The following is a 13,452-nucleotide window of genomic DNA, read 5'->3' as shown; positions in this document are numbered from 1 at the left end:
CGAGGCACGGGTTCCGGCCAACGGCGCGTACCCTCAAGTCTCGTGGTGAGTACGGGCACGCGACAGGCGGAGGGCGAGACGGCCGCCGACCCCGCCCGCGCGGCGGTGTGGACCGTGCGCGGGCTGGTCAAGACCTACCCCGGCAAGCGGGGCCGCGGCTCGGCCACGCCCGAGGTCCGTGCCAACGACCACATCGACCTCGACGTGCGGCAGGGCGAGATCTTCGGCCTGCTCGGGCCCAACGGCGCCGGCAAGTCCACCCTGGTGCGGCAGCTGACCGGCCTGCTGCGCCCGGACGCCGGACGCGTCGAGCTGTACGGGCACGACCTGGTCGCCCACCCCGAGCGCGCCGCCCGGCTGATCGGCTACCTCGGTCAGGAGTCGACCGCGCTCGACGAGCTGACCGTCGCGCTGGCCGCCGAGACCACCGGACGCCTGCGCGGGCTGCCCGCCCGCGCCGCGCGCGCCGAACGCGACGCCGTGCTCGACGAACTCGGCCTCACCGAGATCGCCGGCCGCCCGCTGAAGAAGCTCTCCGGCGGGCAGCGCAGGCTGGCCTGCTTCGCCGCCGCGCTGGTGGGGGAGCGGCCGATGCTGGTGCTGGACGAGCCGACGACCGGCATGGACCCGGTGGCCCGCCGCGCGGTCTGGGCGGCCGTCGACCGCCGCCGCGCCGAACACGGCACCACCGTGCTGCTGGTCACCCACAACGTCATCGAGGCCGAGACCGTGCTCGACCGGGTCGCGGTGCTGGAGCGCGGCCGGATCATCGCCTGCGACACGCCGTCCGGACTGAAGGCCATCGTCTCCGACGAGGTCAGGCTCGACCTGGTCTGGCGCGACGAGGCCCCGCTGGACCTGCCCGGCATCCCCGAGCTGCGCGCCGCCGCCGAGACCTCCGGGCGGCGCTGGACCCTGCGGCTGCCGCAGGAACGCGCCCGCGCGGTCGTCGCCTCGGTCACCTCGGGCCCCGCCTTCGCGGCGCTCGACGACTTCACGCTCGCCACCCCGAGCCTGGAGGACGTCTACCTGGCCCTCGGCGGACGCCAGAAAGGACTGGTCAAGGCGTGAGCGCACTGTCAGCGGCGACCACCGCGGACGACCGCGGGGTCACCCCGCAGGCCGAGCCGTCCCGGCGCGCGCAGGAGACGGCGGGCCCACTCTCCGGCGGCCTGGCGCTCGCGCCGAGCGCCCGGCTGCTGCCGTCCCTGGCGGCGGTCTACCGCGCCCAGCTCTCCCGCGCCCGGGTGGCGCGCATCCCGCTGCTGTTCGTGGCCACCTTCCAGTCCGTCGGCATCATGATCCTCATGCGCGGGGTGGTGGACGCCGGGTCGCCGTCCGCGCGGGCCGTGGTGTCCGGCTCCAGCGTGCTGGTGGTGGCCTTCGTCGCGCTCAACCTGCTGGCCCAGTACTTCGGCCAGCTGCGTGCCTCCGGCGGCCTCGACCACTACGCGACGCTGCCGGTGCCGCCCGCCTCCGTGGTGCTCGGCGCGGCGGCGGCGTACGCCTCGTTCACGCTGCCGGGGACGCTGGTGACGGCCGTCTTCGGGTGTGTGCTGTTCGGGCTGCCGCTGACCAACCTGTGGGTGCTGCTCGCGGTCGTGCCGCTGGCGGGCGCCGCGCTGTCCGGACTCGGCGCGGCCCTCGGGCTGCTCGCGCCACGGCAGGAACTCGCCACGCTCTTCGGCCAGTTGGGCATGTCGGCGGCGCTGCTGCTGGGCGTGCTGCCGCCGAGCCACCTGGCCGGGCCGCTGGGCTGGGCGCGCGACGCGCTGCCGTCGACCTACGGCGTGGAGGCGTTCGCCCGCACCTTCGGCGCGAGCACGGACTGGGCGGCGGTGCTGGGCGACCTGGCGGTCTGCGGGGCCGTCGGCGTCGTCTCGCTGGCCGCGGCGACCTGGGCGTACCGCAGGGCCGCGTACCGGCGCTGAGGCGGTCCGCCCGCGTCGCGCGGACGGACGCTGAGGCACATGCCCGTGGGCGCGTCGGCTCCCGTACGGGCGCGGGCGCACCCGGGGACACCCCCACGGCCGCCCCTGCCGCCCCTCGCACAGGGGGACCTGGCACCATGTGCGGGTGACCGCACCGCTGACGCCGTCGTACGAACCGCACCACCCGCCCTCCCAGGACGCCGGGCCCGTCCGGATCCGGCGGGAGCTGCTGCGGGGAGTGCTCACCGCCGTCGCGGTCGGCGTGTGCGGGGTCGTGCTCGGGCTGCTGTGGCTGTGGCTGGCGCCGCGGGTGCCGGTCTTCTTCGACGGCAGCAACGTCTATCTCAAGGACTCCGAGGGCGAGCAGGCCGTGGGCGCGGACGGCTGGTTCACGCTGCTGGGCCTGGGCATGGGCGCGCTGACCGCGCTCGGCGTCTTCCTGTGGCGGCGTACCGGCGGCGTCGCCGTGGTGATCGGCCTGGCCGTGGGCGGTGTGCTGGGCTCGCTGCTGGCCTGGCGGATGGGCGTGTCGTTCGGCCCGCCGAAGATCAGCCTCGCGCACGCCAGGGCGGTCGGCGTCAACAAGACGTTCTACGCGCCGCTGGAGCTGCGGGCGAAGGGCGCGCTGCTGGCCTGGCCGGCCGCCTCGATGGCCGTCTTCCTGGCTCTGACCTCGGCGTTCGCCCCCAACGACCCGCAGCCGGTGCCGCACTGGGAGGAGTGGGGCGCGCCGCAGGGCCCGCAGCCGCACGACCCCGGTGCCCCGGTCGGACCGCAGGACCCCAGCCCACAGGACCCCAGCCCGCAGGGGCCTGGCACCCCGCAGGGGCCGACCCGGCACTGACCGCCGGGCCGGCGCGCCGCCCTACGCGGGACGGCTTCCGTGGTTGGCGTGGTGGCGGTGCTTCTTCACCCGCCACTTGCGCTTGCGCGTGCGTTTCGACATGGCGTCGTCGCCTCCTCGAACGGCGCCAGGCGTCCGCCGCGGCGCCTACTGCCAGAGTGCTCCCCGACGGCTCCGGCCGCCAGCCCCCGGCGGCGGTCGCCCGCCCGGCGTCAGCCCCGGCTGACCGGGGCGACCACCGCGCCGGTCAGGGCCACGAGGTCGGCGCCGGGCAGTTCGACCTCCAGGCCGCGCCGCCCGGCGGAGACGAAGACGGTCGGGTGCTCCAGCGCCGAGGCGTCGACCACGGTGGGCAGCCGCTTGCGCTGGCCCAGCGGTGAGATGCCGCCGCGCACGTAGCCGGTCGTGCGTTCGGCCGCGGCCGGGTCGGCCATCGCGGCGCGCTTGCCGCCGACCGCCGACGCGAGCGCCTTGAGGTCCAGCGATCCGGCGACCGGCACGACGGCCACCGTCAGCGCGCCGTCCACCTCGGCCACCAGCGTCTTGAAGACCCGCTCGGCCCCGACCCCCAGCGCCTCGGCGGCCTCCTCGCCGTAGGAGGCGGAGGCCGGGTCGTGCTCGTACGCGTGCGTGCTGAAGCCGATCCCGGCGGTGGTGAGCGCCACGGTCGCCGGGGTGCCCCCGGCACCGGGGGCGCCGCCCTCCTTGCGCTTCTTCGCCATCGCGCCTGCCTCCGCGGTCAGTTGTGGCTGGTCGGCTGCCGGGTCAGCTCGGTGGCCGGCAGCGACGGGAGCTTACCGATCACCGCGGTCTCCAGTCGCAGCAGTTTCAGTTCCTCGCGCAGCCGGGACGCCGCGTCGGCGGCCTCCAGCAGCCGCTGCCTGACCGGCACTTCGACCACCGTGGCGGCGGCGACCAGGTAGGAGAGGACCGCGGGGTCGTCGGGGAGTTCCTGCGCGGCGGACAGGGTCCGTTCGCGGGCCCCGGCCAACTGCTTCTGGTAGGTGCGGAACGCCCGCTCCACCTCCGCGCCGAGCGGCCCCGCGCCCGGCCCGGCGGTCTCCTCCAGGAACTCGACCTCGCCCATCAGGTACGGCCCCGTGGCGTCCACCGACAGCAGGCGGAAGCGGGTGGTGCCGGTGGCCATCAGCTCGTAGCCGCCGTCGTCCTTCTCCCGCAGCGACGCGGTGTCGGCGACGCAGCCCACCTCGTAGAACGCCCGGGCCGGGTCGGGCCCGAAACCCGCCGCGGCGCCGCCGTCCGGTATGCCCGGGCCGGTCGGCGCGACCTCCTGGCCGTCCCGGATCGCGACCACGCCGAAGCGTCGCGGGGCGTCCTCGGGCAGCGCGAGCAGGTCCCGGGCGAGGGCGCGGTACCGCTCCTCGAAGATGGTCAGCGGCAGCACGAGGCCCGGGAAGAGCACCGAGCCGAGCGGGAAGAGCGGAAGGCGGCTGGTCACAGCAGGCAAGCCTATGCGCAGGCCGCGCACGGCATGACCGTTCCCCGACAGAAAACGACCGTGCGGTACGGCGTGTCCATGACTGACACGCCACCAGGTCGAGGCGGTGGACGGCTCAGCCCCGGCGCAGCAGCCGTGACACGCCGGTCACCACGGTGGACGCCAGCACCCAGCCCAGCAGCGTGAGCACCGCCGCCACCCACTGCCCGGTGCCGGTCAGCCGCCACGCGTTGCTCTGGCCGAGGTCCACCACCGGCAGCAGCAGGTCCAGGGTGAACAGCAGCGGGTTCCAGTGCGGCCAGGCCTGCTCGTCCACCGGTGTCGGGATCGGGTGCGCGGCGAAGTACACCGTGCCCAGCGCCCACAGCACCGCCATCCACAGCGCCGCCCGCCCGGGCCGGTAGCCGTAGCCGACGGTGACGTCCTGCAGCCAGCCCCAGACCGTCCCGGCCAGCGGCAGCGTCTCGCGGCGTCTGCGCTGCTTGGCCAGCAGCACCTCGCGGGCCTCGGAGTCCTCACCGCCCGCCCGCAGCGACTGCGCCAGCGTCTCGTACGGGCCGGGGCTGTACTCGGGCGTGGCGTCGGCGAGCCAGGCCAGCCGTGCCGCCAGCGGGAAGGGGCCGCGCGCCGACAGCGTCTCGTAGACGCACCCGGCCAGGTCGATGCCGCCCGCGCCCGGCCAGCTGTCCGGGGTGTCGGTGAGCGTGCCGACGCGCGCCCCGGCCAGCGAGACCCGCCCGGTCGGCGGTTCCTGGAGGGTCAGCCGCAGCTCCGGGGTCTGGACGCGGCGCAGCGACACCTCCTGGGCCCCGGCCAGCAGGAAACTCGCCCGGTCGGCGATGATCCCGTTGCCGAACCGCCCGTCGTCCAGCCGCAGCCCGCCCTCGCACACGAACCGCCGGGTGCGCACCCCGGCCGGGGGAGTGCCCCCGCCGGCCGGACCGCTGAGGTAGCCGGAACTGAGGTAGAGGGTGTGCTCGACGGTGACCCGGGCGGCGTTGAGCGCGTAACGGCCGTGCGGATTGCGCAACGTGCTGCCGCGCAGCGACAGCCGTCCGCCGATGCGGGCACTGCGCAGGCTGAACTCGCCGTCCGCGCGCAGCAGTTCGGCCTCCACGTCCTGCGCGACGGTCAGCCCGTCGGCGGCGACGCAGTGGCCGCTGCGACCCCGGCCGACGGCCAGGCCGCTGATCAGCAGGTCGGTGCCGACCTTCGCGTCGGTCAGCCGGATGCCGCCGGGCACCTCGCAGCGCGCCAGGCACAGGTCGCCCGAGGTGGCCACCCGGGCCGCCTCGACCCGGGGGACGGCGCAGCGGATCATCCGCAGGGTGGTGAACCGGCACTCCGGCAGCAGCACCTGGGCCTCGAAGCGGCAGTCGCGCAGTTCCACGTAGGGCAGGACCCGCCCGCCGGAGAGGTTCAGCTGCCCGGTGACGAGGGCGCCGGACAGCTTGAGCGCGGCGACCCGGCCCGGCTCGGCGGGCGGCCCGTCCAGCAGCAGCCGGGCGATCACCTCGGCGCGCACCGCCCGGGCCGGGTCGTCCACGGCGGCGGGACCGGAGCCCGCGCCCGCCTCGCCCTCCGCGCCCGCCTCGCGCAGATCGTGGGTGTCGCCGCGCCGGAACGCCGTCCACACGGCGGTCTCGGTGGGCGTGAGGTCCTCCGGCGCCGCGGCTCGCGCTGCCTGGGTCATGGCGTGCGTCCCCTCCGCCGGGTCGCCTCGCGGCCCGGCTCCCGCCGCCCGCGTGGGTCCGGTGATCGCTTCGTCAGCCGATCGTTCCGTACGGTGATCGCACGATCGTGGGTGATCGCCGGGACCGCACGCTAGACCGCGCGACGCGTCCGCGCCGCCCCGGATGGCCGAAACCGGCCACCTCCGGACGGGCCGTACGGAGCACACCACGCGTCTCACCCAGTGGAGGCCGACCCCGGTCGCGGCGCGGCATCTCTACACTTGAGACCGTGATCTCCCGAATCGACCTGCGCGGCGACGCCTTCGCGAGCAGCCTTCGCGACGGCGCGTTCGACCGTGACCTGCTGCCCCGAGCCGAACTCGACGTCGAGGCCGCCCTGGAGAAGGTGCGGCCGATCTGCGACGACGTGCGGCATCGCGGCACCGCGGCGCTGATCGACTACGCGCAGCGGTTCGACGGCGTGCGGATCGACCGGGTCCGGGTGCCCGGGACCGCGCTGAAGGAGGCGCTGGACGGGCTGGATCCGGCCGTACGCGCCGCCCTGGAGGAGTCGATCCGGCGCGCCCGGCTGGTCCACGGCGAGCAGCGCCGCTCCGACCACACGACCCACGTCGTCCCCGGCGGCACGGTCACCGAGCGCTGGGTGCCGGTCGAGCGGGTCGGGCTGTACGTGCCCGGCGGCCGCGCGGTCTACCCGTCGTCCGTCGTGATGAACGTCGTGCCCGCGCAGGAGGCGGGCGTCGCCTCGCTGGCCGTCGCCTCCCCGCCGCAGGCCGACTACGGCGGCCTGCCGCACCCCACGATCCTCGCCGCCTGCGCCCTGCTCGGCGTGGACGAGGTGTACGCGGCCGGTGGCGCGCAGGCGGTCGCGATGTTCGCGTACGGCACCGCCGAATGCCGTCCCGTCCAGCTGGTCACCGGACCCGGCAACATCTGGGTGGCGGCGGCCAAGCGCCTGCTCAAGGGCCGCATCGGCATCGACGCCGAGGCCGGACCCACCGAGATCGCGATCCTCGCCGACGCCACCGCCGACCCCGCGCACGTCGCCGCCGACCTGATCAGCCAGGCCGAGCACGACACGCTGGCCGCCGCCGTCCTGGTCACCACCTCCGTCGAGCTGGCCGAGCAGGTCGAGACCGAGCTGAAGCGGCAGACCGCCGCCACCAAGCACACCGAGCGGATCACCGAGGCGCTGGCCGGACGGCAGTCCGCGATCGTGCTGGTCGACACCCTCGACCAGGGCCTGACCGTGGTCGACGCCTACGCGGCGGAGCACCTGGAGATCCAGACCGAGGACGCCGCCGCCGTCGCCGCCCGGGTGCGCAACGCGGGCGCCGTCTTCGTCGGCGCCTGGGCCCCGGTCTCACTCGGCGACTACTGCGCGGGCTCCAACCACGTGCTGCCCACCGGCGGCTGCGCCTGCCACTCCTCCGGCCTGTCCGTGCAGTCCTTCCTGCGCGGCATCCACGTCGTGGACTACACCCGCGACGCGCTCGCCGAGGTCGCCCACCACGTGGTCACGCTCGCCGAGGCCGAGGACCTGCCCGCGCACGGGGCCGCTTTGAAGGCACGCTTCGGGTGGAAGGTGCCCACTTCGTGACCCGGATCGACGACCTGCCCATCCGGGACGAACTGCGCGGCCAGTCACCGTACGGCGCTCCGCAGCTCGACGTGCCGGTCCGGCTCAACACCAACGAGAACCCGTACCCGCTGCCCGAGGCGCTGGTCCAGCGGATCGCCGAGCGGGTCACCGACGCCGCCCGGCAGCTCAACCGCTACCCGGACCGCGACGCGATCGAGCTGCGCACCGCCCTCGCCGCGTACCTCACCCGCACCGCGGGCCACCCCGTCACGACCGCGCAGGTGTGGGCCGCCAACGGGTCCAACGAGGTCATCCAGCAGCTGCTCCAGGCCTTCGGCGGCCCCGGGCGCACCGCGATCGGCTTCGAGCCCTCGTACTCGATGCACGCCCTGATCTCACGCGGCACCGGCACCGGCTGGATCTCCGGCCCACGCAACGAGGACTTCACCATCGACGTGGCGGCCGCCACCGAGGCCATCGCCGAGCGGCGGCCCGAGGTGGTCTTCGTCTGCTCGCCCAACAACCCCACCGGCACCGCCGTCGACGCCGACACCGTCCTCGCGCTGTACGAGGCCGCGCAGGCCGCCCGGCCGTCCCTGGTCGTGGTGGACGAGGCGTACGGCGAGTTCTCGCACCGCCCCTCGCTGCTGCCGCTGATCGAGGGCCGCCCCCACCTCGTGGTCTCCCGCACCATGTCCAAGGCGTTCGGCGCCGCCGGCCTGCGCCTGGGCTACCTGGCCGCCGACCCGGCCGTGGTGGACGCCGTGCAACTGGTGCGACTGCCGTACCACCTGTCGGCGGTCACCCAGGCCACCGCGCTCGCCGCGCTGGAGCACACCGATACCCTGCTGGGGTACGTCGAGCAGCTCAAGGCCGAACGCGACCGCATCGTGACCGAGCTGCGCGCGCTGGGCTGCGAGGTGACCGACTCGGACGCCAACTTCGTGCAGTTCGGCCGCTTCGAGGACGCGCACGCCGCCTGGCAGGGCCTGCTGGAGCGCGGTGTGCTGGTACGGGACAACGGCGTACCGGGCCGCCTGCGGGTCACCGCGGGCACTCCGGCCGAGAACGACGCGTTCCTGGAAGCGGTGCGCGAACTCAAGAAGGGGCAGTGAGCACGATGAGCCGCGTCGGACGCGTGGAACGCAGCACCAAGGAGACCTCCGTCGTCGTCGAGATCAACCTCGACGGCACCGGCACAGTCGACGTCTCGACGGGCGTCGGCTTCTACGACCACATGCTCGACCAGCTCGGCCGCCACGGTCTGTTCGACCTGACCGTCAAGACCGACGGCGACCTGCACATCGACAGCCACCACACCATAGAGGACACCGCGCTCGCCCTCGGCGCCGCCTTCCGGCAGGCGCTCGGCGACAAGCGCGGCATCGTCCGCTTCGCCAACGCCTCCGTTCCGCTGGACGAGTCGCTGGCCCAGGTGACCGTCGACCTGTCCGGCCGCCCCTACCTGGTGCACACCGAGCCCGAGGGCATGGCCCCGATGATCGGCTCGTACGACACCACCATGACCCGGCACATCCTGGAGTCCTTCGTGGCCCAGGCACAGATCGCCCTGCACGTCCACGTACCGTATGGACGCAACGCCCACCACATCGTCGAGTGCCAGTTCAAGGCGCTCGCCCGGGCACTGCGCTACGCCTCGGAGATCGACCCGCGGCAGACCGGTATTCCTTCGACCAAGGGTGCGCTGTAAATGAGCAAGGGAGCCACGCTCTTCATCCTGCTGGGACTCTTCCTGGCCGGTGGCGTCTACTCCTTCTGGAAGCAGAAGATGTCCAAGAGCATGATCACGCTGGTCGCCATCGGCTCGGCGATGTCACTGGCCGCCGGCCTGATGCGGCTGTAGCGCCACCGGCACACCGAAGGGACCCCAGATGAGCAAGCGCGTGGTCGTCTTCGACTACGGCTTCGGCAACATCCGGTCCGCGCAGCGGGCCCTGGCCCGGGTCGGCGCGGACGTCGAGATCACCTCGGACTACGACACCGCCATGGCCGCGGACGGGCTGCTGGTCCCCGGGGTCGGCGCGTTCGCCGCCTGCATGACCGGGCTGCGGGCCGCACGCGGCGACTGGATCATCGACCGCAGGCTGTCCGGCGGGCGCCCGGTGATGGGCATCTGCGTCGGCATGCAGATCCTCTTCGCCCGCGGCGTGGAACACGGCGTGGAGACGGAAGGCTGCGACGAGTGGCCCGGCACCGTCGAGCCGCTGCGCGCCCCCGTCGTGCCGCACATGGGCTGGAACACCGTCCAGGCGCCGGACGACTCCGTGCTGTTCGCCGGGACCGACGCGGACGAGCACTACTACTTCGTGCACTCCTACGGGGTCCGCGCGTGGGAACTGCACGTCACCAGCGACAAGATCCGCGCCCCCCGCGTCACCTGGTCCACGCACGGCGAGCCGTTCGTCGCCGCCGTGGAGAACGGGCCGCTGTGGGCCACCCAGTTCCATCCCGAGAAGTCCGGCGACGCGGGCGCGAAGCTGCTGGCCAACTGGGTCGGCACGCTCTGAGCCCGTCGTCCACCACTCCTTCCCCCTTCGACTCCGGTCCGGCACCCCCGTTCGGCACCTCGCTCGACACCCCTAGGACATCCGCAGACATGACCCGCCTCGAACTCCTCCCCGCCGTCGACGTCCGCGACGGCCAGGCCGTACGGCTCGTGCACGGCGAATCCGGCTCCGAGACCTCCTACGGCGACCCGCTGAGCGCGGCGCTGGCCTGGCAGCGGGCGGGCGCCGAGTGGCTGCACCTGGTCGACCTGGACGCCGCCTTCGGCACCGGCGACAACCGCGAGCGGATCGCCGAGGTCGCCCGCACGATGGACATCAAGGTCGAGCTGTCCGGCGGCATCCGCGACGACGACAGCCTCGCGGCGGCGCTGGCCACCGGCTGCACCCGGGTGAACCTCGGCACCGCCGCCCTGGAGAGCCCCGAGTGGGTCGCCAAGGTCATCGCCACCCACGGAGACAAGATCGCGGTCGGCCTCGACGTGCGCGGCACCACGCTGCGCGGCCGGGGCTGGACCCGCGACGGCGGCGACCTGTACGAGACGCTGGCCCGCCTGGACTCCGAGGGCTGCGCCCGCTACGTGGTCACCGACATCGCCAAGGACGGCACCCTGGCCGGGCCCAACCTGGAGCTGCTGCGCGACGTGTGCGCGGCCACCGACAAGCCGGTCGTCGCCTCCGGCGGCGTCTCGTCCCTGGACGACCTGCGGGCGATCGCCGGTCTCGTGCCGCAGGGTGTGGAGGGCGCCATCGTGGGCAAAGCCCTCTACGCCAGGGCGTTCACCCTCGAAGAGGCGTTGGAGGCAGTGTCCCGATGACCGATACCCCCGCAGTGCGGCGCGTGCAGAGCGACAGTCCGTGGGAGGAGCGGATCGGCTTCGCCCGCGCCGTCGAGGTCGGCGACCGGGTCCTGGTGGCCGGCACGATGCCGCTCACCGACGGGGTGCTCCAGGGCGAGGGCGACCCGTACCTCCAGACCAAGATCGCCTTCGGCAACGCGCTGGAGTCGCTGGGGCAGTTCGGCCTGGACGCCGGCCACGTCGTCAGGACCCGCATGTACCTCACCCACGCCCGGGACGTGGAGGACGTCGGCCGCGCCCACAAGGAGCTGTTCGACGCCGTGCGGCCGGTCGCGACCATGGTCGTGGTCTCCGGCTTCGTCGACTCCCGGGTGCTGGTCGAGGTGGAGATCGAAGCCTTCCGAGGAGACACCCCGTGAGCCTGGCCGTCCGGGTCATCCCCTGCCTCGACGTGGCCGGCGGCCGCGTCGTCAAGGGCGTCAACTTCAAGAACCTGCGGGACGCGGGCGACCCCGTCGAGATGGCCAGGGTCTACGACGCCGAGGGCGCCGACGAGCTGACCTTCCTGGACATCACCGCCTCCTCCGCCGACCGCGAGACCACCTACGACGTGGTCCGGCGCACCGCCGAGCAGGTCTTCATCCCGCTCACCGTGGGCGGCGGGGTGCGCACCGCGGAGGACGTCGACCGGCTGCTGCGGGCGGGCGCCGACAAGGTGGGCGTCAACACCGCGGCCATCGCCCGTCCCGAGCTGATCCGGGAGATCGCCGAACGATTCGGCAGCCAGGTGCTCGTGCTGTCGGTGGACGCCCGGCGCACCGACGCGGGCACGCCCTCCGGCTACGAGGTCACCACGCACGGCGGGCGGCGCGGCACCGGGATCGACGCGGTGGAGTGGGCGCACCGCGCCGCCGAGCTGGGCGCCGGGGAGATCCTGCTCAACTCGATGGACGCGGACGGCACCAAGGACGGCTACGACGTCGAGATGATCGCGGCGGTGCGCAAGCACGTCACCGTGCCCGTCATCGCCAGCGGCGGCGCCGGGGCCCTGACGCACTTCCCGCCCGCGATCGACGCGGGCGCCGACGCGGTGCTCGCGGCCTCCGTCTTCCACTTCGGGGACCTGCGGATCGGCGAGGTCAAGCGCACCCTGCGGGAGGCGGGCCACCCGGTGCGCTGACCCCGCCCGTCCACGGGCCGTGCCGCCCGGGCTCTGCCGCGCGAGCCGCGTGCCGCGTCGGTCGCGGCCGCTCAGATGCCGAGCTGCTTGGCGGTCTCCAGCTTGCCGATGGCCTCCTGCTCGCCGTCCAGCTCGACCCGGGCGGCGCTCTGGCGGCCGAAGGCGAACAGGGTCAGCTCCGCGGGCTCGCCGGTCGCCGTCACCACCGGCGTGCCCCGGTGGGCGACCGCGGTCTGCCCGTCGGGCCGCCGCAGCACCAGGCCGACCGGGGCCTTGCGGCCCAGCACCCGGGCCGCCTTCTCCAGCCGCTTCCACAGCAGGTCGGAGAAGACCGGGTCGATCTCGCGGGCCGTCCAGTCGGGCTGCGCGCGGCGGACGTCCTCGGTGTGCACGAAGAACTCGACGCTGTTGGCCGCCTCGTCGATCTGCTTGAGCGCGAACGGCGACAGCTTCGGCGGTCCGGTGCGGATCAGCCGGATCAGCTCCTCGTAGGGGCGCTCCGCGAACTCCTGCTGGATCCGCTCCAGCCGGGCCGCCAGCTGCGGGATGACCAGTCCGGCGGCGGCGTCGCCGCGCCGCTCGCGTACCACCACGTGGGCGGCGAGGTCGCGTGCCGTCCACCCCTCGCAGAGCGTCGGGGCGCCGGGACCGACGCTCTCCAGCAGATCGGCGAGGAGCAGGCGTTCACGCCGCGCATGAGTCGACATGGCACGAGCCTACGACGGCGCCGCCGCGGGCGGCCACGGCGCGCGGTGGCTCACGGCAGCGGCGCGGTGAGCTTCTTGCCGTCCTTGCCGTGGCTCTTGGTCAGCGAGCAGGCCACTGTGTCCTCGTATCCCATCTGATAGGTCACCAGGGCGGGGTAGAAGATGTAGGGGTAGTAGTCGCCGCCGCCGGATATGGACTCCATCCGCCGGTCGAGGTCCGCCTCGCACGCTGCGAACGCCTTGGTTTCCAGGTCTTCCTGGCTGGAGATGACCCCGGTCAGCTTCTCGTCCGAGACCACCTGCGCGTAGTGCGGCGTGTCGCACGAGCGCCTGGTAATCACGGTGACCTTGCTGTCGAGCCCGGGGGAGTCGAAGCAGTCGCCCGCCGCGAGCTTCACGTACGGGACGTCCTTCCCGGACGGGCTCGTCGCCGGGGCGGGTGAGTCGCCCGCGCTCGCCTGGTTGTCGCCGGAGCCGCTGCCCAGCCAGGCGAGGGCGCCGCCGACGATCGCCAGCACCACGACCGCGCCGACCACCGTCCCCGCGATCTTCGGGCCCTTGCCGCCGCCCGGCGGGGGCGGGGGAGGCGGCGGATAGCCGCCATAGCCGTAGCCGCCCGGTCCGTAGCCACCGGGGCCGCCAGGGCCGGCCGGCGGGTATCCGCCCGGCCCGTAGCCGCCCTGCGGCGGGGCGCCCGGACCCCCCCGCCGGGGGGGGCGGCGCCCCCAGC

At 74.1% G+C, this 13,452-nt stretch carries 16 protein-coding genes; 11 read left to right on the top strand and 5 right to left on the bottom strand.

Annotation, left to right across the window (positions count from 1 at the left end):
• The first annotated feature begins 45 nt into the window (after window positions 1-45).
• The 3 genes from K7472_RS14940 to K7472_RS14930 all read left to right on the top strand — a co-directional run bounded on the left by K7472_RS14940 (window position 46) and on the right by K7472_RS14930 (window position 2,775).
• Window positions 46-1,071 carry an ABC transporter ATP-binding protein gene (locus tag K7472_RS14940; RefSeq protein WP_372457966.1) on the top strand — a complete coding sequence of 342 codons (1,026 nt, stop codon included), beginning with the start codon at window positions 46-48 and terminating at the stop codon, window positions 1,069-1,071.
• Window positions 1,068-1,931: an ABC transporter permease gene (locus K7472_RS14935; RefSeq protein ID WP_222978092.1), complete on the top strand. Its 864-nt coding sequence runs from the start codon at window positions 1,068-1,070 to the stop codon at window positions 1,929-1,931. The genes K7472_RS14940 and K7472_RS14935 overlap by 4 nt, the downstream gene beginning before the upstream one ends.
• Before the next feature lie 145 nt (window positions 1,932-2,076).
• Entirely contained in the window at window positions 2,077-2,775 is a 699-nt protein-coding gene (locus K7472_RS14930; RefSeq protein ID WP_308013923.1) for a DUF2567 domain-containing protein, read from the top strand.
• A 212-nt stretch (window positions 2,776-2,987) separates the two neighbouring features.
• Here K7472_RS14930 and ybaK read toward each other — a convergent pair whose 3' ends face one another.
• The 3 genes from ybaK to K7472_RS14915 all read right to left on the bottom strand — a co-directional run bounded on the left by ybaK (window position 2,988) and on the right by K7472_RS14915 (window position 5,927).
• Window positions 2,988-3,497 carry a Cys-tRNA(Pro) deacylase gene (gene ybaK / locus K7472_RS14925; RefSeq protein WP_222978090.1) on the bottom strand — a complete coding sequence of 170 codons (510 nt, stop codon included), beginning with the start codon at window positions 3,495-3,497 and terminating at the stop codon, window positions 2,988-2,990.
• 17 nt (window positions 3,498-3,514) lie between these two features.
• A complete protein-coding gene (locus K7472_RS14920) occupies window positions 3,515-4,234 on the bottom strand; it encodes an LON peptidase substrate-binding domain-containing protein (RefSeq protein ID WP_222978088.1) in 720 nt (239 codons plus the stop codon).
• Window positions 4,235-4,349: 115 nt separating this feature from the next.
• Window positions 4,350-5,927, bottom strand: a complete 1,578-nt coding sequence (locus tag K7472_RS14915; protein WP_222978086.1) for an oxidoreductase — start codon at window positions 5,925-5,927, stop codon at window positions 4,350-4,352.
• A 269-nt stretch (window positions 5,928-6,196) separates the two neighbouring features.
• On the opposite strand from K7472_RS14915, the gene hisD reads away from it, so the two are divergent.
• From hisD to hisF, 8 genes are all read left to right on the top strand, one after another.
• Window positions 6,197-7,528: a histidinol dehydrogenase gene (hisD, locus tag K7472_RS14910; RefSeq protein ID WP_222978084.1), complete on the top strand. Its 1,332-nt coding sequence runs from the start codon at window positions 6,197-6,199 to the stop codon at window positions 7,526-7,528.
• Entirely contained in the window at window positions 7,525-8,625 is a 1,101-nt protein-coding gene (locus tag K7472_RS14905; protein ID WP_222978081.1) for a histidinol-phosphate transaminase, read from the top strand. The genes hisD and K7472_RS14905 overlap by 4 nt, the downstream gene beginning before the upstream one ends.
• Before the next feature lie 5 nt (window positions 8,626-8,630).
• Window positions 8,631-9,221: an imidazoleglycerol-phosphate dehydratase HisB gene (gene hisB / locus K7472_RS14900; RefSeq protein ID WP_222978498.1), complete on the top strand. Its 591-nt coding sequence runs from the start codon at window positions 8,631-8,633 to the stop codon at window positions 9,219-9,221.
• Window positions 9,222-9,374 carry a CG2302 family histidine operon protein gene (locus K7472_RS14895; protein WP_222978079.1) on the top strand — a complete coding sequence of 51 codons (153 nt, stop codon included), beginning with the start codon at window positions 9,222-9,224 and terminating at the stop codon, window positions 9,372-9,374.
• A 28-nt stretch (window positions 9,375-9,402) separates the two neighbouring features.
• On the top strand, window positions 9,403-10,038 hold the full coding sequence (hisH, locus tag K7472_RS14890) for an imidazole glycerol phosphate synthase subunit HisH (RefSeq protein ID WP_222978077.1): 636 nt from the start codon (window positions 9,403-9,405) through the stop codon (window positions 10,036-10,038).
• Window positions 10,039-10,127: 89 nt separating this feature from the next.
• Window positions 10,128-10,853, top strand: a complete 726-nt coding sequence (gene priA, locus K7472_RS14885) for a bifunctional 1-(5-phosphoribosyl)-5-((5-phosphoribosylamino)methylideneamino)imidazole-4-carboxamide isomerase/phosphoribosylanthranilate isomerase PriA (protein WP_222978074.1) — start codon at window positions 10,128-10,130, stop codon at window positions 10,851-10,853.
• Complete coding sequence (locus tag K7472_RS14880; protein ID WP_222978068.1) at window positions 10,850-11,254, top strand: RidA family protein; 405 nt, start codon at window positions 10,850-10,852, stop codon at window positions 11,252-11,254. Before priA ends, K7472_RS14880 begins: the two co-directional genes overlap by 4 nt.
• Window positions 11,251-12,015 carry an imidazole glycerol phosphate synthase subunit HisF gene (gene hisF / locus K7472_RS14875; protein ID WP_222978066.1) on the top strand — a complete coding sequence of 255 codons (765 nt, stop codon included), beginning with the start codon at window positions 11,251-11,253 and terminating at the stop codon, window positions 12,013-12,015. Before K7472_RS14880 ends, hisF begins: the two co-directional genes overlap by 4 nt.
• A gap of 71 nt (window positions 12,016-12,086) precedes the next feature.
• Here hisF and K7472_RS14870 read toward each other — a convergent pair whose 3' ends face one another.
• Window positions 12,087-12,722 (bottom strand): TIGR03085 family metal-binding protein, encoded by a 636-nt coding sequence (locus K7472_RS14870; RefSeq protein ID WP_222978064.1) that lies wholly within the window; start codon window positions 12,720-12,722, stop codon window positions 12,087-12,089.
• Window positions 12,723-12,772: 50 nt separating this feature from the next.
• The coding region (locus K7472_RS14865) for a hypothetical protein (protein WP_222978062.1) at window positions 12,773-13,452 on the bottom strand (680 nt) is incomplete at its 5' end.

The sequence above is a fragment of the Streptantibioticus parmotrematis genome (assembly GCF_019890615.1).
Classification (GTDB): domain Bacteria; phylum Actinomycetota; class Actinomycetes; order Streptomycetales; family Streptomycetaceae; genus Streptantibioticus_D; species Streptantibioticus_D parmotrematis.
Note: the sequence above shows the minus strand (reverse complement) of the source record. Positions and strands in the feature narration are given on the sequence as shown.

Coding starts and splice junctions, on each gene's coding strand:
- ybaK (WP_222978090.1), bottom strand. CDS start 3,497: ATGGCGAAGAAGCGCAAGGAGGGCGGCGCCCCCGGTGCCGGGGGCACC.
- K7472_RS14895 (WP_222978079.1), top strand. CDS start 9,222: ATGAGCAAGGGAGCCACGCTCTTCATCCTGCTGGGACTCTTCCTGGCC.
- hisB (WP_222978498.1), top strand. CDS start 8,631: ATGAGCCGCGTCGGACGCGTGGAACGCAGCACCAAGGAGACCTCCGTC.
- K7472_RS14880 (WP_222978068.1), top strand. CDS start 10,850: ATGACCGATACCCCCGCAGTGCGGCGCGTGCAGAGCGACAGTCCGTGG.
- K7472_RS14870 (WP_222978064.1), bottom strand. CDS start 12,722: ATGTCGACTCATGCGCGGCGTGAACGCCTGCTCCTCGCCGATCTGCTG.
- priA (WP_222978074.1), top strand. CDS start 10,128: ATGACCCGCCTCGAACTCCTCCCCGCCGTCGACGTCCGCGACGGCCAG.
- hisH (WP_222978077.1), top strand. CDS start 9,403: ATGAGCAAGCGCGTGGTCGTCTTCGACTACGGCTTCGGCAACATCCGG.
- K7472_RS14915 (WP_222978086.1), bottom strand. CDS start 5,927: ATGACCCAGGCAGCGCGAGCCGCGGCGCCGGAGGACCTCACGCCCACC.